Source organism: Marinomonas ostreistagni (assembly GCF_016461785.1).
Lineage (GTDB): Bacteria > Pseudomonadota > Gammaproteobacteria > Pseudomonadales > Marinomonadaceae > Marinomonas > Marinomonas ostreistagni_A.
Genome location: NZ_JAEMUH010000017.1, coordinates 1 through 19,726, shown reverse-complemented (window position 1 = coordinate 19,726; position 19,726 = coordinate 1). Strand labels below are relative to the sequence as shown.

Sequence of the window (19,726 nt, the reverse complement as noted above, 5' to 3'; positions counted from 1 at the left end):
CACCATTGGCTTAGTGCTTGTTATTGCTCATACTAAGCCAGGCTCTGACCTGGCTTAGTTGTTTTTAAAGTGTCAACTTGGAGTGACCTATGTCTGAATATAAAGATGCAACGCTCGCTATTCGAGCGGGTATTCGTCAAACCCTAGAGCAAGAGAACAGCGAAGCTATTTTTATAACTTCGAGCTTTGCATACTCTAGTGCTGCTGAGGCGGCTGGTAAGTTTGGTGGTGAACTTGATGGTAATATTTATTCACGATTTACGAATCCAACTGTCGAGATGTTCGAGAAGCGTTTAGCTGCTCTTGAGAAAGGGGAGGCGGCCATTGCAACGTCTTCAGGTATGGCGGCTTTAATGACGCTAGGGTACTCACTTTTAAAATCTGGCGATAAGGTTGTTTGTTCACGCAATATATTTGGCTCAACCGTTAAATTTTTCAATGCGTACATGGCTAAGTACAATGTTGAAATCGCCTACGTCGATGCGACAGATTACGAAGCATGGGAACGTGAAATCGATGAAAATACACGCCTTTGTTACTTTGAGACCCCATCAAACCCATTGTATGAGGTAGTCAATGTAGCCAAAGTTGCGGAGCTTGCTCATGCCAAAAATGCTTTGCTTTGTGTTGATACTGTTCTGGCAACACCTGCATTGCAGAATCCTCTGACTCAAGGTGCTGATATTGTGATGCAGTCAGCAACGAAGTTTATCGATGGACAAGGTCGCTGTTTAGGTGGCGCACTTATTTCTTCGAAAGAAATTGTAGAGCAATTTGTGGCATTTATGCGCAGTGCGGGTCCCGCAATGAGCCCATTTAATGCTTGGGTGCTTTTGAATGGACTGGAGACGCTTGGGCTTCGTATGAAAGCCCATTCTGCTAATGCGTTAGCGTTAGCAGAGTTCCTTGAGAAGCATCCAAAAGTGTTGAAGGTGAATTACGGTGGTTTGCCTTCGCATAAGTACCATCAACTAGCAAAAACACAACAAAAAGACTTTGGCGGTGTCATGTCCTTTGAACTAGACGGCGGTCGTGAAGCAGCTTGGTCATTTATTGATAATGTTAAATTAATGTCTATAACAGGTAACCTAGGTGATACAAAGAGCCTTGTTACTCATCCTGCAACCACTACACACGGGCGTTTAACTGATGAAGAGAAGTTGGCCGCTGGTATAAAAGAAGGCCTTGTTCGCCTCTCTGTTGGTTTAGAGGATATCGAGGATATTATTGCTGATGTTGAGCAAGCACTAGAAAAAGTTTAGGTTGTATTGAATAAGAGCGGGAGCGATTTAGCTCCCGTTATCATTTTAAAAAGCGTAGCTTAGCTAAGTTTACATATCATATTCATCATCAGCTAAATCTAATAGCTTCTTTTCATTTTTAACAATGCGTTCATGTGCGGCTTTTCTGAGGGCTTTCTTTTGTGTCTCAAGAACAAGTTGATCAATAAATTCTCTAACTTCTTCTTCCATGGCTGTAAATTGCCAGCCAGAACGACTTGGTTGCTTGTATACAAGTCGAGCGTTAACTTTACCAATCACTACATCATTTTGATCAAGTATAAAAGCAACTTGATCATTGTTATTAATGGCTAAGTCCAAATCGCTCATAAGTGCGACGCCGTCCATACTGATATCAATGCATTCGAGTGTTGTCACCGTGTTATGAGTAAACGAAAGCTTATGACCTTTCGGGACGACTCTTATGGCATTTCTACGCTCAGAAGATGAGTACTCAATGTTTTTGTCATCAGTCATGCAGTACTCCGTGCAAGTCCAAGCAACATATTAATTATTACTTTTATCAATTGGTTTATCTTTATCTCGCTGTAAGACAAATTCAACTCTACGATTCATTGCTCTATGTTGTTCTGAATCATTCCTTACTAATGGAATACTGTCGGCATAGCCAGTTGCAGTCATTCTCTCTGGAGGAATTCCGTTTTCTAAAAAGTAACGAAGGGTTGTGGTTGCCCGAATGGCAGATAGCTCCCAGTTGCTCGGAAAACGCGTAGTGTTAATGGGAATGTTGTCCGTATGGCCTTTTATATTAATATTGTAATCAGGGTAACGGTTAAAGATACCTAGCAAGGTTTCATAGATGGGTTCTGCGCTGTAGAGAATCTCAGCTTCACCTGATTCAAATAGAGAGTGACCATCAATTCGGATAGTAATTTTTTCGCCGTCCTCAAAAACCATGACTTGGCTTTCTAGATTATTGGCTACAAATTTACTGACTACATCATTAGCGATTTCATTGACTTCTTCTCTCACTTCCTCGTCAACAGGATCTTTTGCATACACCAGTTCTTGATTTGTAGCCATTTGCGGTTCGGCGGGTTTGATGGTCTCAGTGCCGCCGCCAGAATAACGAACGGGTTCCTGCCTAATTAATGCGCCGTTACTGTTAAGTGCTATTTGGATAGAAGAAAGTGCTGCAACCAGGGTTGTTTCAGTCATTCGGGATAAGCTGTAAAGCAGAATGAAAAAAACCAGCAATAATGACATTAAGTCGGCAAAGGTGAATATCCAGCCTGCGGTATCATCATCCTCTAGAAAAGGGTCTGTCATATGCTTTATTCTCCACCGATTCCAGCTGGCTTACGCTGATGCGCAGGGATATAAGATGAAAGGCGTTCGTATACAGCCAAATAATTATTGCTACCCAAGAGACTAACAGTTCCGTCCCTAATGATTTCTAAGGTTTGGATTTCAAGTATCGTTCTGGCTTTTAGCTTACCTGCAATAGGGTTAAAGATAACAGTTGCTAATAGGGATCCATAGAACGTTGTAAGAAGTGCTACGGCCATAGATGGGCCGATGGTTTCTGGGTCGTCAAGTTGCGACAGCATTTGGATCAAACCAATTAATGTACCCAGCATCCCAAAGGCTGGAGCATAAGTGCCCATTTTCTTAAATACATCCTGAACAACAAAGTGACGCATCTTTAAAGAGTCAATGTCCGCTTGAAGCGTTTTGCGTATGTACTCTTCATCAGAGGCATCTGAAGCCATACCAAGTGCTCGTTTCAAAAAAGGTGAGTCGGCTTCTACGCGGCTTAATGCTACCAAGCCTTCGCGTCGTGCAATCTTGGTAAGTTGCAACATTGTAGAAATCATGGCCTGTGGATCTTGCTTGTCTTGAGCAAACACAATAAACATAGCTCGCAGGGCTGCCATGGTATCTTTGAATTGAAAAGTAAGAAGTGTGGCAGCAATGGTGCCACCAATAACTATCATTATGCCGGGAATATTTATGAAAATTGAAAAATCGCTACTGCCTAAGAAAATTGCAGAAACAATTAGTGCAATACCCGAAATAATACCGATAAACGATGCAAAATCCATTGATCAAACTACCTAACTTTTGCAAAAAATGTCATTTCATTATGTCGATGCAATACATTGACCACAAGCTAATTGTCAGTTTTTTGTATGCATTTTTGTACGATTTTTGTCATTTTTGATGTGACTAAATCTCTTTTCGTTTTTTCTTTTGGCCCAATACTAACAAACAAGGTGTCAATATAAGAGTAAGTGGCGTTGCAAATGCAAGGCCCCCAGCTATGGCCGTTGAGAGTTGAGTCCACCATTGTGAAGAGGGCGCTCCAATACTGAGTTCTCTGTGAATAAAATCAATGTTAAGCTGAAATACCATTGGTAGGAGGCCCAATATAGTGGTGATAGTCGTCAACATGACTGGGCGAAGACGTTGAACCCCTGTTCTGATAGCCGCTTCTTTTACGTCCATGCCTTGTTGTTTTAGGCCATTAAACGTATCGATTAATACAATGTTGTTGTTCACTACTACACCCGCTAAAGCAATAACACCAACACCACTCATCACGATGCCGAAAGGTTCACCTTTCAGCATCAAACCCACAAAGACTCCGATAGTTGAAAAAATAACTGCGCTTAGAATGAGTAAACATTGAAAAAAGTTATTAAACTGGGTGACTAGAATGATTGTCATGATAAAGAAGGCAACTGCAAAAGCTTTCATTAAAAATGCACCCGCTTTTTGCTGATCTTCTGTATTACCTCTGAACTCGTAATCTAAAGAAGTAGGAAGATCCGAATTGGATAATTTTTGTTGGATTTGTTTAATAACTTGGTCAACAACTAGACCATCTTTAACGTCTGCGGAAATTTTTACAGCTCTTTTACCATCAACTCGATGAATATAACCTTGTTTTGGTGCGGCAATAGTACGAACAAAATTGCTAATTGGGACAATCCCCGAATTTGTTGGTATATGGAGCTGATCTAATTGTTCTAGGTTTCTCTGCGATGTCGGGAATCTCACCACAATATCGATTTTATCTTCAGCGCCATCCGGTAGAAAGTCGCCAAGTGTAATGCCCGTTGTCACCAATTTAACAACGTTGCCAAGCATGTCTACATTGACGCCAAATTTGCTTGCTTCCGCCCTGTCAATTTCTAGTCGCCACTCTAAACCAGGTAATGATCGATCGTCATTAACGGAGACTATTTCAGGGCGGGTTCTAAGCTCTTCTATAATTCGATCTGCCGATTCATTGATTACAGCACTATAATTAGAGCTAAGTTGTAACTCAATATCGGAACCAGACTGTGGACCGCCTTGTTCTACAACGGTAGAAACAAGAATGCCAGGTATACTTTTAGCTTTATCTCTAAAATCTTGTAATATTTCAGAGGCTGGACGCCTTGAAAACCAATCAGTAAACTCAAGTGTGATGATGCCTACAGCATCTGGAGATCCATTATCTGGCGCTGAACTATAGGTAGTGGTTGTGACACTTTTAAAGTCTGGTTCATTCAACGCTAACAGCTCAACTTGCTGAACCACTTGATCCTTTTCAATTAAAGATAAATCACCTCGAGCGCGTACTTCGATGTTGGCAACTTCTGGTTCGATATTGGGAAAAAACTCTATACCTTTACCAAACTGTGAATACAATGTAATCACCCCAATTAACGCCGCAATTGCGATAAAAAGAACCTTAATAGGGTGTTCTACAAGTTTGGTTAATAGTCTGCCATATCGACCTGTTAACCCTTGTAAGTCATTTAGATTGCCTTCTTCTGTGAGTTTTAATGAGGCTAGGGTAGTGTCAGAGTAAGCGCCTCTTTTCCCAAAAATTGCGCCCATAGTTGGTAAAAAAATGAGTGCCATGAGCAGTGAAGCTGAAAGCGTAGCGATGACTGTGATTGGCATATAGCGCATAAACTCACCGACAATATCTGGCCAGAATAGTAAAGGCATAAATACTGCCAGTGTGGTTGCTGTAGAGGCTATGATAGGCCATGCCATTCTCCTAGCTGCGCTAGCATAAGCTTGTTGTTTGGTTTGCCCCTCAGCCAGTTTTCTATCCGCGTATTCTGTGACAACGATCGCTCCATCGACTAGCATTCCAACACTAAGGATTAACGCAAAGAGAACGACCATATTAATGGTGTAGCCTTGAAGGTTTAGAAATAGTATTCCGGTTAAAAATGCCCCTGGAATGGCTAATCCGACAAGTATCGCTGAACGAATACCTAATGCCCAAACGATAACAACCATCACCAGAAGTGTAGCCGCCAGAACGTTATTAAATAAGTCATTCAAAGACGTTTCAATTTGTCCTGATTCGTCTTGAGTCAAAGAATAGTGAAGTTCTTCAGGCCATGTTGCTTGATTGTTATTTATGACATCCTTGACTGCATCAATGGTTTCAATGATATTGGCGCCTACTCGTTTGGAAACCGCAAGTGTAATACTAGATTTGCCGTTTGCACGTGCATAACTAGTGGCGTCTTTGAAGGTTAATTCTCCTGTGGCGATATCTTTCATCTGTACGATGTTTGTACCTGATACCTTAAGGGGTAAATTTAAAATATCTTCCTTAGTTTGGAGTAAGCCTGGAACCTTTATGGGGAAGCGACCTGCTCCAGTGTCCAAATTGCCCGCTGCCACTAATCGATTATTGCTGCTTAAGAGATTCAACACATCGGTCAATGAAAGTCCGTAGCTGTCTAGTTTTTGCTGATCGATAATGATTTCAGCTTGTTGTTCTCTGTCACCTTGAATATTGGCCTCAAGTACGCCTTTTACAGCTTCAATGTCGTCTTGTAGGTTATTGGCTATACGGCTTAGTTGTGGAAAATCTATGTCACCGTATAAATTAATACGCAAGACAGGAAAGGTAGATAGGTTTATTTCCGTGACAGTAGGCTCGTCTGCATCGCTTGGTAATTCACTTTTGGCACGATCCACTTTGTCTTTAGTGTTGATAATCGCTTGATCAATATTTGTACCTGATTCAAATTCGAGTATTAAGGAGGCATGGCCCTCTGAAGCGGTGCTACGTATTTCTTTCAGCCCTTCCACGCCTCTAAGCTCTTGTTCAAGTGGGTGAACGAGTAAACTGTCAGAGTCTTCAGGAGCAATCCCCTCAAGTGAGACTGACACGTAAGCCATTGGGATCGTAATATCCGGTGTGCTTTCTTTGGGTATCTCAATGTATGAAACAACGCCAGATAAAATAATCAGTACAAATATAAGAAGAACCGTTCGAGATCGGGTTAGTGAAGCATCAATTATAGTTCTCATTGAGCCTGTACTCCGTCCGTTACTTCTGCTTTAACGAAGTCGCCATCCTTTACGAATCCTTGCCCAGAGGTAATGATGGTTACAGTATTGGGTAAGCCCGAAACCCAGGCGTGATTGCGATCAGATTTAATAACTGAAACCGCTCGACTGACGACAGTATTACCTTCAAGGGTTTTTACCGACATATCTCCATCATCATTGATAGAAAGTAAAGCCGGAGAAATGGGGTGTGCATTGGACTCTTTTAAAGGAAGGTTGATATCAACAGATATTCCTGCAGGGAGTCCTTTAGCGTCATCTAGTGTGATCTCAACAGGTAATGAGCGTGTCGCTTCATCAGCGATCGTATCAATAAATGTAATGATACCTGTTATCTCAATGTTGTTAGGTCCCTTTAGATTAACGGGGCTACCAACCAATGTTTTCCCAATATACTTTTGAGGTATTAATGTCGTTACTTTTAGAGGGGAAACATCAACGATTTGTGCAACGTCAGAGCCTATGTCTAACCACTGATTTTTTTCAATCGCGAATTTGTTCAATACGCCAGATGAATGTGACGTCATAGAGGTTTTTTCAATATCTAATTCTAGATCTATTAGGTTTGCTTTTGCGCTTGCTAATGCTGCTTCTGCTTCCGCAACACTTACCTGAGAGGTTAATTGTTGATTGTTTAAACGCAGAACTCCTTGGAGTTCAAGTGTACGTTGTTTTACAAGGGCTTTGGCGTAAAGATGGCTAGCCTTCAAAGAGCGATCATCAATTTTGAATAAGACTTTACCTGCTTCGATGCTCTGACCCTTCGTAACGAAAACATCCGTAACATATCCAGCAATCCTATTTGTGAGAGTGATTATATTGTCTGCGGTGGTTTGACCACTCAAAGTAATAGACTCAGTTACAGGTACGGCTTGTGACGTTGTGGCTTTGACAAAAAATGCTTGATCAGCATGATCGCTTTCGGGTGAGGAAGAATCTTGTGTGTTTGATTCTGACTGAGCGTGAGTGATGCCATTGCTTCCACTTAGCATCCATACAATTGTTGTTGCAACGATTACTACAGCTAATGCTGGACCAAGTTTGTTTTTGATCTGCATGTCTCACTCCATGATAATTATTTTTATGGGATTATAAGCCTCTAAGCAATAATCATGACATACCAATATTACATTAATTGATATCTTATGATGTCAGCACAGGTCGTGAGATTTCAAAATTACTGTCGATTATTGATTTTTTCATTAAAAAACAAAGCAAACATAATGCCTTTTATTAATTTTTATTGTCGAACAGTGGTAACATGTCGACACTAAATTGACCCTGTTTTTACGGAATACTATGAGTTTATTAACACTCGACCAAGTGAGCGTGGCGTTTGGCCATCATCCGTTGTTAAGTAAAGTTAGCTTCTCTGCAGAAGCCGGAGAAAGAGTAGCGATCATCGGCCGCAATGGCGCAGGTAAGTCTACCTTTCTAAAAATTATTGCGGGTGAGATTATTCCTGATGAAGGTGTAATTCGCGTAGAAGGCGGCATGCGCGTTGCTCAGTTGCCGCAAGAATTGCCAGCAGCGAATAACAAGACAGTACGTGAAGTTGTTAGCGAAGGTGGTGGTGACATCCACCAATTGATGCAACGCTACAATGAGCTGCTCGCCGATTTTGACGAAGCCCATCATGATGAATTAGCACGCATCCAAAACGAATTGGATAAGCGCCAAGGTTGGGACCTTGATCAGCGAGTTAACCATATGATTCAACGCTTGGCATTACCTGCTGACAAACTCATGTCAGAACTTTCAGGTGGTTGGCGCCGTCGCGTTATCTTGGCTCAAGCTTTGTTGTCGAATCCAGATGTATTGCTGTTGGACGAGCCAACCAACCATTTGGACGTTCCGACCATTGAGTGGATGGAAAGTCAGTTGAAACAGTTCCGTGGCTTGATTCTGTTCATCACCCACGACCGTCGTTTCTTGGAAAACCTAGCCAACCGTATTATTGAGCTTGATCGCGGCAATATGTTGTCTTTCACTGGCTCTTTGTCAGCCTTCCTAGATTACAAAGAAAAGCTTTTGGAAGAAGAAGAGCGTGCCAATGCATTATTCGATAAGAAATTAGCCGAAGAAGAAGCTTGGATTCGACAAGGTATCAAGGCGCGTCGTACCCGTAATGAAGGTCGTGTTCGTGCTTTGAAAGCATTGCGTGAAGAACGTAAAGAGCGCGTGAACCGTCAAGGTACGGCGAAAATGACACTGGATAGCAAAGAGAAATCCGGTAAGTTGGTGGCTGAATTTACTCAAGTTGCCCATTCATTCGGTGACAAAGTCATTCTTAAACCAATGGATCTTGTTGTAGGCCGTGGCGATCGCATTGGTCTAATCGGTCCTAACGGATGTGGTAAGAGTACTTTCCTAAAGATTCTTCTTGGCCAGCTGACGCCTAACCAAGGAGCTGTCCGTCAAGGTACTAAGCTTGAAATTGCGTATTTTGACCAACTACGTGATCAGCTAGACCCTGAAAAAACGGTCGCAGATAACGTGGGCGAAGGTAAAGATACCATTGAAATCAATGGTCAGAACCGCCACATCATTGGTTACTTACAAGATTTCTTGTTCCCGCCAGAACGCGCGCGTACACCGGTAAAAGCTTTATCAGGTGGTGAGCGCAACCGTGTACTACTGGCGAAGCTTTTTACAAAGTCAGCCAATCTATTGGTATTGGACGAACCGACCAACGACCTAGACGTAGAAACACTGGAGCTTCTCGAGGAGCTATTGATGAACTACGATGGGACTTTGCTACTAGTCAGTCACGACCGTGCATTCCTAGATAACGTAGTCACCAGTACGATTGCTTTTGAAGGGGAAGGTAATGTTCAAGAATACGTCGGTGGCTACGAAGATTGGATTCGTCAAGGTGGTAAATTCCCTGATGAATCGACCGCAGAAGTAGAAAAGCCGGAAAAGGCTGAAAAGAAAACCGAAGCACCTAAAAAAGTCGCGGAACCAGCCAAAACAAAGAGCAAACTAAGCTACAAACTTCAGCGTGAGTTTGATTCGATGCCTGACCTATTAGCCGATTTAGAACAGCAGCTAGAAGAACTAAATGAAGTGACTTCATCAGCTGATTTTTACACGGGCGACCAAGAAAAGGTTCAAGCTACTCTGGCGAAACTTAGCGAAACAGAACAAGCGCTCGAAGACGCGATGGAACGTTGGGTCGAGCTTGAAGAAATGCAGAACGGATAAATACTATGTCAGATGAAATCAAATCGATTGGTTTTGTTTCGCGCTTCTTTGGCGCGTTCGGCCAATTTTTTAAATATATGGGCAATGGTCAATACGCTGCCCGCTGTTCAGCGGTCGGCGAAGGCCAAAAGTTTGCCTCAGAAGTAGAACCCGAAGTTATCACGAAAACGGTTGAAGTGGTGAAGGAGGTTGAAGTTCAAGCGCCTAAACTTGATACCGTTAATGAAGACGGTGCACTTCAATTGCTCCAACTTTTACAACAAGAAGCACGCTTTATCGACTTCGTAAAAGAGAGTATCGATGGTTACAGCGATGCTGACGTTGGTGCAGCAGCTCGTCAGATTCATGCAGGTTGTTCAAAGGTGGTTAGTCAATACTTTACCGTTGATGTGGTAAATGGTGCACCTGAAAACAGCCGTGTTGAAGTGGCTGCGGACTATGATCCAAAAGCAATCAAGCTTGAAGGTCGCGTGCAGGGTGAAGGCCCATACGCAGGTACCTTGATTCATCCAGGTTGGCAAGTAACGGCAACCAACCTACCAAAAGTTTCTAACACAGACAGCCTACATATTTTGGCGCCTGCGGAAGTAGAGGTTTAAGTGGCACAGTATTTTATTGGTATCGATTTGGGTACCACTCACTCAGCAGTGTTTTATGCAGAGCAGGGCGAAGATGCAAGTCTTCAGCAGTTATTGATTCCTCAGCTTACCGCTGCGGGTCGAGTGGAAGAATTGGCATTGCTGCCATCTTTTGCTTACTTCCCGCACGCAACGGAATTTCTAGAAAGTGATCGTCAGCTTCCTTGGGGCAAAGTAGACGTTATCGTTGGTGCCTTAGCGCGAGAGCTAGGTGGTAAATCACAAGGTCGTATGGCGCAGAGCGCGAAAAGTTGGTTGTGTCATTCACGAGTGAACGCTGATGAGCAGGTGTTACCTGTTGATGCACTCGAAGAAGTCGAAAAAGTTTCCCCTGCACAAGTCACTGAATGGTACATTGAGCATTTAGTAAATGCTTGGAATCATAAGTTCCCTGACGCCCCAATGGCAGAGCAACAGGTGGTTATTACCGTGCCGGCTTCGTTTGATCCTGCTGCTCGTGCGATTACAGAAAATGCTGCGAATAAAGCAGGTCTTCGTGCGCGTCTTATCGAAGAGCCGTTGGCGGCTTTCTACGCTTGGTTGGCAGATCAACCTAAGTGGACGGATGCACTAAACGTTGACGATCATATTTTGGTAGTTGACGTAGGTGGTGGTACCACTGACTTGTCATTGATTCAAGCGGTTGATCAAGACGGTAGTCTAGGTCTTGAGCGTGTTGCGGTAGGTCGTCATATCCTTCTGGGTGGTGACAATATGGACATGACGTTGACGTACCATTTGGCGGGGCAACTAGCGCAACAAGGCACGCAACTTGAACCTTGGCAAATTACAGGTTTAACGCAAGCTTGTCGTGAAGCAAAAGAGCGCTTGTTAGGTAATCAAGATTTAGTGGATGCCACTGTAGTGGTACCCAGTCGTGGTCGTAGCTTGTTTAATAACAGCATTAAATCAACGTTGACCCAGCAAGATGTTCAGCAACAATTGTTGGCTGGTTTCTTTCCAGTAGTCACTTTAGGTGAACGTGCTCAAGCTGCTCAACGCTCAGGTTTTGCTGCCATTAACCTAGATTATGAAGCGGACCCTGCGATCACACGCCACATCTCAGAATTCCTTGCAACCGTTGAAGTAGTTCCTAATAAAGTACTGCTAAACGGTGGTGTGTTTAACGCGAAACCAATCCGTGATTTACTGGAGCAGCGTCTTCAGGAGATGCTTGGTGAGCACACAGAATTAACGATGCTAACGCCTGCGCACCTTGATTATGCAGTAGCAAAAGGTGCGGCTTTCTATGAGAAAGTTCAGCAAGAAGGCGGCGTTAAAGTAAAAAGCGGCTTAGCGGCGAATTACTACATTGGTGTTGCAAGTCCAATGCCTGCGATCCCAGGCATGGCTCCACCCGTTGATGCGTTGTGTGTGGCGCCATTTGGGCTAGAGGAAGGCTCTGACGAGCAGATGTTGCCAAACGAGTTTTCCCTTGTGGTAGGGGAAACGGTTACTTTCCGTTTCTTCCAATCACAAGGTGCTGAGGTCGATACGCTCGGTAAAGTTATTCCGTCTTTCTCAGTTCCGGCCTTAAGTGAACTTAGCCCTCTGTCTATTGCTTTGGACGCTGGACATTACCAAGAAGGCGACATGGTACGTGTTTGCTTGTCAGCTCGTGTGACAGAGCTTGGTCTTCTACTGCTTCAAGCACACGATGTGACATCAGATCTAGTATGGACAATCGAATTCCAAGTTAGGGAGTCTTAATGTCAAACGCTCGATATCGTATTGGTATTGATTTGGGCACCACCAACTGTGTGGTGTCTTACCTTGCGGCGGGCGAGACAGAGCCCAAATTATTGGAAATACCTCAGTTTATGGCGGATGGGACGGTTCGCCCATCCACGCGTTTACCGAGTGCGATTTACCTATTAGCCAAAGATGAACTAGGCAAAATCGAGCCTGTTCTTCCATGGCGTGGACAGGCCACAGACTTGATTGTGGGGCACGGCGCATTAGAGCTTGGTCAGCGTCGCTCTGGTCAATTGGTTCAAAGTGCTAAGAGTTGGCTTAGCCATCGCCAAGTTGACCGTCGCGAAGCGATCCTTCCTTGGGGTAGTGAAGCACCGCGTAAAGTCAGTCCGCTACAAGCCAGTGCCTTTATTTTGTCGCACATTCGAGCGGCGTGGAATCATGCTTTTCCTGCTAGCCCAATTGAAGCGCAAGATGTTGCGTTGACACTACCAGCTTCGTTTGACGAAGAAGCACGAGCTCTGACGCTTGAAGCTGCCCAACAAGCAGGCTTTGGCGAGTTGTACTTGCTCGAAGAGCCGCAAGCTGCGTGTTATCACTTTATTCGCAATCAAGATAACCTGGATGTCTTAGCGAAAGGCAAAATGCTTTTAGTGGTTGATATTGGTGGTGGTACCACGGACTTTAGCTTGGTTCGTATTGATACTACTGGCCAGAATAAGACTAGTCTCAAACGTGTCGCGGTAGGGGATCATCTACTGTTGGGTGGCGACAATCTTGATCAGGCGCTTGCTTACCAATTAGACCCTCGTCAGATCTCTGCATTGTCTGCTTCTCGTTTGGCGGCGTTGGTACAGCAAACCCGTAAAGCTAAAGAGTCTTTGTTAGGGCAAGATGCACCAGAATCCGTTACTTTAACGGTTTTAGGTGGCGGCAGTCGCTTGATTGGCGGCTCACAGAAATTCACGGTTGAACGTGCTCAATTGGTTGAGCAAGTGGAAACAGGGTTTCTACCGCTAGAGGCACTTGATACCAAAGTACAGAAAAGCGACTACGCTGTTCACACTCTGGGTTTGCCTTATGAAAGTGATGCAGCCTTTACCCGCCATTTAGCGGCTTTTCTTGCTTCCCACCGAGATGAAATAAACGCTGCAACAGGCGCCAATATGCCTGATGTGGTGTTGTTTAACGGTGGTTTGTTTAACAGTGATCTTCTAAAAAATCGTGTTTTAGAGCAACTTAACCAATGGTCTGATAGCCCTATTATTGTCTGCGATGCTTCAGAGCCAAACGATGCGGTTGCGAAAGGTGCCGCCCAGTACCTACGCTCTTTAGCAGGTGAGTCTGAACGGATCGAAAGTGGTGTGGCTCACAGTTTGTTATTGAAGCTTGCTGATGGTCAGTTCCTTGGACTGCTGCCAAAAGGTACGCCAAAAGAAGAGCAAATCAAGCTATCGCAAACCTTTAAAGTGAAAATGGGTGAACAGGTTCAATTTCCTCTGTATCGTTGTGATGACCATTTATCTTGTGATGTGGGGGAGTTGAAGTCTGATGAATCAGGCCTTCATTTTGTCTCAAACTTGGTAACTGAGCTAGATGGCAATGCCTCGAGCGATACTGTTGAAGTGGCTTTGTCTGCTACCATGACGGAAGTGGGTATTCTTAAAGTAGAGCTGCTTTCGCAGGCACCGGAAGATCAGTGGGTGCTGCATTTTGGTGTGGCTAAGTCATCAGAAGAGAGTGCTGCAAACGATCAAGATGGTCCGTTACACAGCAATATGGGTCAAGCTGAGGAGCATTTAGTGAAATGTTTCTCTACTGCTGGCCAAAAAGAATACCCAGATTTAGTAAAGTCCCTTAAGCAGGATTTAGACCGCTTGCTTGGCGATCGCGAAGAATGGAACTTGGCAACGTCACGCCGTCTAGCAGATAAATTGCTGGCCGTAAAAAGTGGTCGTACCAAGTCCCCACAACATGAGCGTCAGTGGTTGCAGTTGATTGGTTTCTGCTTACGTCCAGGCTATGGTGCTTTAGGCGATGAAGCTCGGGTTGAGCAGACGATGAATGCAACGAAGCAAGGCCCTAAGCATGATCAAGCACCGGTATGGGGGCAGCATTGGACCTTGTATCGACGAATTGCCGGTGGGCTTTCTGTATCGATGCAGGAAAGCCTATACAAACAGTTTGCTCAATATTACTCACCTACAGGGCAGCGTTCTCGCGAAAAGCAAAAAGCGCTTACCACAAAATCCAGTGATGACATGATTCGTATGGTGGGAGCACTCGAACGACTTCCTAAAGAGCGCAAGCTTGAAACGATTGATTGGCTTTCTAAGCGCCTTAAAAAATCATCTGAGCCAGACACGGCATGGTGGTCGGTAGGCCGTCTAGCATCACGCCGACTTCTACTGGATGAAGAGGCTAACAAATTAGACCAAGCGTTGGCGATCAAGTTGACTCAAGAAGCGCTAAAAGAAGATTGGAAAAAACGCAAGCAGGCGGGATTGGCTGCTGTTTTGATGGTTCAATTGAGTGCTGATGAGGAAAGTAAAGAACTGAAGCCATTACGTAAAAAGGTACTCGATAAGCTTAAGAAAGACAAATGTCCCGCCCAATGGTCTCAGCGTCTAGAGCAGAACAGTTCTGAGCTCACAGATGCCGACCTTTCTAAATTGGTTGGCGAAACCTTACCGATTGGACTATCTTTAGGTTAGTCTGCTGTTCAGCAGAGCTTATTCACCTAGTGTGAACTTGAGGGGAAGCGATGTGCTTCCCCTTTTTTATTACCTGTTTAAGGTAAGGCTAAAGGTTGCTTGGCAGCCAAAATACCATTTGCATCACAATAGATGTAATCACCGTTTGCGACAACGATACCAGCAAAAGACAGTGTTTTACCTACTTCGCCCAAGCCTTTTTTCTCGGTTGGCATCGGGTGAGCACACAAGGCTTTTAGGCCAAGATTAACTTGTGCTTGCGCAGCGACATCACGAACTGCACCATGTATGACCACACCTTCCCAACCGTTGGCTGCAGCTTTCTCTGCAAGCATGTCACCTAGTAGCGCTCTTCGTCGGCTTCCACCACCGTCTACCACAAGGACTTTGCCTTTACCGGGGGTTTGGACAAGTTCTCGAATTCGGCTATTGTCTTCAAAGCAGTACACTGTAACGACTTCGCCATGGAAGTTATCACGGCCACCAAAGTCCTGAAAAATAGGCTCGGCAATTTGTACATGCTTAGGATATAGGTCGCACAGGTCTGGCAGAATGTCTTTCATAGTGAAATTCCAAAGTAATGAAAATAGCTGTTCCTAATCAAAATTGATTTTTATGGGCCATCTCTTGATGGCGATATAACTTAGCTTCCCCGAACGGAGTCGGGTCGTACGAGTTAGTCATGACAATCACTTTAGAAGCATATGAAACGAGGCGCTATAGCGCCTCGTTTATGTTCGATATTTAAAGTGCCTTTTGAAACTATTCGGTTTCTAAATCACTTAAATCAAGGAGGTCATGGCCTGCTGCAAGTTGTAACAGGCTCATGATTTGTTCGTCTGGGCTTAACAGATGCAAAGGGGTGTTATCGCCTTGTTCTTCGCGAGCGCGATGAAGGTTGATATCACGCTCATTAAACCATTGTTCAATGGATACGATTTCAAAGGCAGGATCTAACCCTTTTGTATCGTAAAGTGTTTCAACTAAAGCCTCTACCGACTCTGCATCGACTGCATACATCGTGTCAGTATCTAGTTCAGCGGCCCATTCATTGAGAATGTCCTGAGCTTCATAACCAAATTCGTAAAGTTGTTGCTCGTCTAGGTTTTGTAGATTGGGCTCAATTGAATGCTCGTGAAGCCAGTCATCGTCTGGGGTTACCAAGACTTCTTTGATCTGACCGTCGTGTGTGGACCAAGTAAATAACAGTGGAAAGTGTGGTTCGTCCGTAGAGTTAGCGACAGCGCTTATGAATATGGGTAAACTTGCCATAATGAAAATTAACAGCCTAGCGTTAAGGAAGAGTGAATGACTAGCCGACTCAAAATCAGCAGTTTCTTTGATGGCGGTAATATCGAAGTAATCGACGCCACAGAGCCCGACAATATTAGAGTAAATATACCGAAAGATACAAACTCTGATTTCTTCCAGTGGTTCTATTTCCGTTTACAAGGTGGAATGGGTGAGCAATGTGTCATCCGTTTTGAGAATGCTTCTGACGCGGCCTTTGCAGACGGTTGGGAAGGCTACCAAGCGGTCGCCTCATATGATCGAGAGCACTGGTTTCGTGTGCCAACTGAATATGTTGAGGGGGTATTGGAAGTCACTCATACACCTGAGCAAGACAGTGTGTATTATGCTTACTTTGCTCCTTACAGTTATGAACGTCACTTAGATATGGTGGCATGGGCAGCCAGTTACGAAGATTGCATTACCCACCACATTGGTGAAACCGCTGAAGGGCGTGATATCACGATGCTTGAGATTAGTAAGACTCAAGGTTTAGCGAAGAATATTTGGATCATCGCACGTCAACACCCTGGTGAAACCATGGCGGAATGGTTTATGGAAGGGCTATTGGAACGTATCTTCGACGAGTCACACCCTGTTGCACGTGCTCTGTTGGAACAATGTCGATTCTACATCGTACCAAACATGAACCCTGATGGTGCCGTACACGGTAATTTGCGTGTGAACAGTAAAGGGGTAAACCTGAATCGTGAATGGAAGCGTGCATCAGAAGAGCGTAGCCCAGAAGTACTGGCTGTGCAGAAGAAAATGGCGGAAACAGGCGTTGATTTATTCTTGGACATTCACGGTGATGAAACGCTGCCAGTAAACTTCGTTGATGGCTGTGAAGGTGTGCCAAACTTCGATCAACGTATTGCTGATATGGAATCCATATTCGAAGAAATTTTCACTGCGGTTAGTCCTGATTTCCAAAACGAAATCGGCTATGAAAAAGTACGATACGGTGAAGAAACACTGACCGTGGCTTCTAAATGGGTTGGCAATACCTACCGCTGCTTGTCATTAACGTTAGAAATGCCATTTAAAGACAATCAGAATTTACCTGACGAAGTTGTTGGCTGGTCACCTGAGCGCTCTAAGATCCTAGGTGCTGATGTGCTTTACCCTATTTACCACGTGGTCAACAGTGAACATATGAAGGGCGATTAAGCGTCTATTTCTCCCTAGAGGTTGCGAGCATGCTTTTCCCGCGCAAAGCGCGGTCCTACTTTGTGAGATGATGCTGTTGTAGGACTTCGCTGTGCGAAGCAGATTAATCTTACGGTCTTGATAGGAATTGGGTCTACGAGCCATCTCCTGATGGCGATTGAAAGTTTGCTTCCCCGATGGAATCGGGTCGACGGGCAGTAAAAAACCGAGCATTAAGCTCGGTTTTTTTCATTTCAGGCTAACGTTTTAGTTAACCGCGGCGTAAGAAGATCGGGCGTGGATCCGCTACATCGCCTTGGTAAGCAACGCTGAATGGTTTGTTCAGAGTTAACGCGATATCAAGGTTAACGTCTTCTGCAAATTCAAAGCTGTTGAAGCCGCAACGAATCAAGTAGCCTTGCTGGTCAGCCATGAATGCACCAAGCGCACGAATTTCACCTTGGTAGTTTAGGCGTTCACGTAGTAGTCGAGCGTAACTAAAACCACGGCCATCCATAAACGTTGGGAAGTTTACGCCAATTACGTCAAATTGGTTTAAGTCAACACCTGCAAGAGGCTCAACACCTTCACCTGCATCGATCCAAATGCCAGCAACTTTACCGACGCTATCTTGGTTGTCTAGCCACTTTTGCATTGACACGATCGAGTTTTCATTGGCAGTAGCTTCGGCATCTTGTTGCCAAACGTAAGTGTTCTCGACGATCTCGCCGTTCTTAATTATCTTTGGCATATGCGGCCTCTTTAAATGGTGCAATTCCAATACGGCGGAATGTATCAATAAAGCGTTCTTCTTCCGTACGTTCTGAAACGTAAACACCAATAACTTTCTGGATTACGCCACCAATTTGCTCTTGTGCAAAAGAGGGGCCAAGGATCTTACCAATTGAAGCATCGTGACCAGACGCGCCGCCTAGTGATACTTGGTAGAACTCTTCACCTTTTTTATCAACACCCAGGATACCGATGTTGCCCACATGGTGATGACCACAAGCATTCATACAACCAGAGATGTTAAGGTCAACATCACCGATATCGAATAGGTAATCTAGGTTGTCGAAGGTTTCTTGGATTTGCTCTGCAATCGGAATCGATTTTGCGTTTGCAAGGCCACAGTAATCACCACCGGGGCAACAGATCATATCTGTTAATAGACCTAGAGTAGGTGTCGCAAAACCATTTTCTTTCGCTGCTTCCCAAAGCTCGATCAACTGGTCTTGACGAACATCAGCCAGTACTAGGTTTTGTTCGTGGCTTACACGAAGTTCACCAAAGCTGTATTGATCAGCAAGGTTCGCTGCTTTTTCCATTTGATCTGCTGTTGCATCACCAGGTGCGATGCCAGGTTTTTTCAATGAAAGCGTAACAATGCGGTAGCCAGGTTTTTTATGTTCGAATGTGTTGCGCTCGTACCAACGAGCAAAACCGTTGCTTTCCGCAATTTTTGTCGCTAGCTCAGCAGGCTGATCTTCAAGTACTTCATACTCTGGCTCAGTAAAGAAGCTTGCTAGACGATCGAATTCACTCATCGGAACTGTGCTTTCAGTACCACGTAAATGCTCCCATTCAGCGTCTACACGCTTACGGAATTCTTCAATACCTAGTGCTTTAACTAGTATCTTAATACGCGCTTTGTACTTGTTATCACGACGACCTTGTTGGTTGTAAACGCGGATGATAGCGTCTAAATATGTCAATAGGTCTGCGCGAGGAATAAATTCTGAAATTGTCACACCTACCATAGGTGTACGTCCAAGACCGCCACCCACGATGACTTTGAAGCCGATCTCACCAGCTTCGTTTTTCTTGATGTGAAGGCCGATATCGTGCACTTGAGTTGCAGCACGGTCAGCAGAATCCGTTGCACAAACGGCAATTTTGAATTTACGTGGTAGAAATGCGAATTCTGGGTGGAAAGTAGACCACTGGCGAATCAGTTCACAATATGGGCGAGGGTCAGCCACCTCATCAGAGATAACGCCTGCGTACTGATCTGTTGTTGTATTACGGATACAGTTACCGCTGGTTTGTACTGCATGCATTTGAACTGTTGCTAGCTCAGCAAGAATGTCTGGCACATCTTCAAGCTTAGGCCAGTTCAATTGCAAGTTTTGGCGAGTACTAAAATGACCATAGCCACGGTCGTAACGACGAGTAATATCTGCTAAAAGTCGAAGTTGCGTACTGGAAACCATTCCGTAAGGAATAGCAATACGTAGCATAGGAGCATAACGCTGAACGTATAGGCCATTTTGTAAGCGTAAAGGAAGAAACTCTTCTTCTTTTAGCTCTTTATTCAGGTAGCGGCGAGTTTGGTCGCGAAATTGTGCCACACGCTCTTCCACTAGCTGCTGGTCAATTGCGTCGTATTGATACATAAAAGACTGAACCGTTGTTGTAT

At 44.4% G+C, this 19,726-nt stretch carries 15 protein-coding genes; 6 read left to right on the top strand and 9 right to left on the bottom strand.

Features of this window, described 5'->3' with window-relative positions:
• Nucleotides 1-89: 89 nt before the first annotated feature.
• Entirely contained in the window at nucleotides 90-1,262 is a 1,173-nt protein-coding gene (locus JHD44_RS16135; RefSeq protein ID WP_199463803.1) for an O-succinylhomoserine sulfhydrylase, read from the top strand.
• A gap of 69 nt (nucleotides 1,263-1,331) precedes the next feature.
• On the opposite strand, the gene JHD44_RS16130 is transcribed toward JHD44_RS16135, so the two are convergent.
• The 5 genes from JHD44_RS16130 to JHD44_RS16110 all read right to left on the bottom strand — a co-directional run bounded on the left by JHD44_RS16130 (nucleotide 1,332) and on the right by JHD44_RS16110 (nucleotide 7,672).
• On the bottom strand, nucleotides 1,332-1,757 hold the full coding sequence (locus tag JHD44_RS16130; protein ID WP_199463802.1) for a PilZ domain-containing protein: 426 nt from the start codon (nucleotides 1,755-1,757) through the stop codon (nucleotides 1,332-1,334).
• 30 nt (nucleotides 1,758-1,787) lie between these two features.
• Nucleotides 1,788-2,570 carry an OmpA/MotB family protein gene (locus JHD44_RS16125; protein ID WP_199463801.1) on the bottom strand — a complete coding sequence of 261 codons (783 nt, stop codon included), beginning with the start codon at nucleotides 2,568-2,570 and terminating at the stop codon, nucleotides 1,788-1,790.
• Nucleotides 2,571-2,575: 5 nt separating this feature from the next.
• Nucleotides 2,576-3,346 carry a motility protein A gene (locus tag JHD44_RS16120; RefSeq protein WP_199463800.1) on the bottom strand — a complete coding sequence of 257 codons (771 nt, stop codon included), beginning with the start codon at nucleotides 3,344-3,346 and terminating at the stop codon, nucleotides 2,576-2,578.
• Nucleotides 3,347-3,470: 124 nt separating this feature from the next.
• Entirely contained in the window at nucleotides 3,471-6,575 is a 3,105-nt protein-coding gene (locus JHD44_RS16115) for an efflux RND transporter permease subunit (protein ID WP_199463799.1), read from the bottom strand.
• Entirely contained in the window at nucleotides 6,572-7,672 is a 1,101-nt protein-coding gene (locus JHD44_RS16110; protein WP_199463798.1) for an efflux RND transporter periplasmic adaptor subunit, read from the bottom strand. The genes JHD44_RS16115 and JHD44_RS16110 overlap by 4 nt, the downstream gene beginning before the upstream one ends.
• Nucleotides 7,673-7,913: 241 nt before the next feature.
• Between JHD44_RS16110 and JHD44_RS16105 the strand changes: the two genes are divergently transcribed.
• From JHD44_RS16105 to JHD44_RS16090, 4 genes are read left to right on the top strand one after another with little or no spacing between them, the layout of a single operon-like run.
• On the top strand, nucleotides 7,914-9,821 hold the full coding sequence (locus tag JHD44_RS16105; RefSeq protein WP_199463797.1) for an ATP-binding cassette domain-containing protein: 1,908 nt from the start codon (nucleotides 7,914-7,916) through the stop codon (nucleotides 9,819-9,821).
• 5 nt (nucleotides 9,822-9,826) lie between these two features.
• Nucleotides 9,827-10,420, top strand: coding sequence for a DUF2760 domain-containing protein (locus JHD44_RS16100; RefSeq protein WP_199463796.1), 594 nt, complete (start codon nucleotides 9,827-9,829; stop codon nucleotides 10,418-10,420).
• Complete coding sequence (locus tag JHD44_RS16095) at nucleotides 10,421-12,169, top strand: Hsp70 family protein (RefSeq protein ID WP_199463795.1); 1,749 nt, start codon at nucleotides 10,421-10,423, stop codon at nucleotides 12,167-12,169. It abuts the gene before it with no gap.
• Complete coding sequence (locus JHD44_RS16090) at nucleotides 12,169-14,868, top strand: hsp70 family protein (protein WP_199463794.1); 2,700 nt, start codon at nucleotides 12,169-12,171, stop codon at nucleotides 14,866-14,868. The genes JHD44_RS16095 and JHD44_RS16090 overlap by 1 nt, the downstream gene beginning before the upstream one ends.
• A 77-nt stretch (nucleotides 14,869-14,945) precedes the next feature.
• Here the strand turns inward: JHD44_RS16090 and JHD44_RS16085 are convergent, their stop codons facing one another.
• Both JHD44_RS16085 and JHD44_RS16080 read right to left on the bottom strand, forming a co-directional pair.
• Entirely contained in the window at nucleotides 14,946-15,431 is a 486-nt protein-coding gene (locus JHD44_RS16085; protein ID WP_199463793.1) for a putative 4-hydroxy-4-methyl-2-oxoglutarate aldolase, read from the bottom strand.
• A gap of 199 nt (nucleotides 15,432-15,630) precedes the next feature.
• Nucleotides 15,631-16,140, bottom strand: coding sequence for a hypothetical protein (locus JHD44_RS16080; RefSeq protein ID WP_199463792.1), 510 nt, complete (start codon nucleotides 16,138-16,140; stop codon nucleotides 15,631-15,633).
• Between the two features lie 36 nt (nucleotides 16,141-16,176).
• On the opposite strand from JHD44_RS16080, the gene JHD44_RS16075 reads away from it, so the two are divergent.
• Nucleotides 16,177-17,328, top strand: a complete 1,152-nt coding sequence (locus tag JHD44_RS16075) for a M14 family metallopeptidase (RefSeq protein WP_199463791.1) — start codon at nucleotides 16,177-16,179, stop codon at nucleotides 17,326-17,328.
• Between the two features lie 250 nt (nucleotides 17,329-17,578).
• Here JHD44_RS16075 and JHD44_RS16070 read toward each other — a convergent pair whose 3' ends face one another.
• Together JHD44_RS16070 and JHD44_RS16065 are read right to left on the bottom strand one after the other, a co-directional pair.
• Nucleotides 17,579-18,058 (bottom strand): DUF934 domain-containing protein, encoded by a 480-nt coding sequence (locus tag JHD44_RS16070; RefSeq protein ID WP_199463790.1) that lies wholly within the window; start codon nucleotides 18,056-18,058, stop codon nucleotides 17,579-17,581.
• Nucleotides 18,042-19,703 carry a nitrite/sulfite reductase gene (locus JHD44_RS16065; protein WP_199463854.1) on the bottom strand — a complete coding sequence of 554 codons (1,662 nt, stop codon included), beginning with the start codon at nucleotides 19,701-19,703 and terminating at the stop codon, nucleotides 18,042-18,044. The genes JHD44_RS16070 and JHD44_RS16065 overlap by 17 nt, the downstream gene beginning before the upstream one ends.
• Between the last annotated feature and the right edge of the window lie 23 nt (nucleotides 19,704-19,726).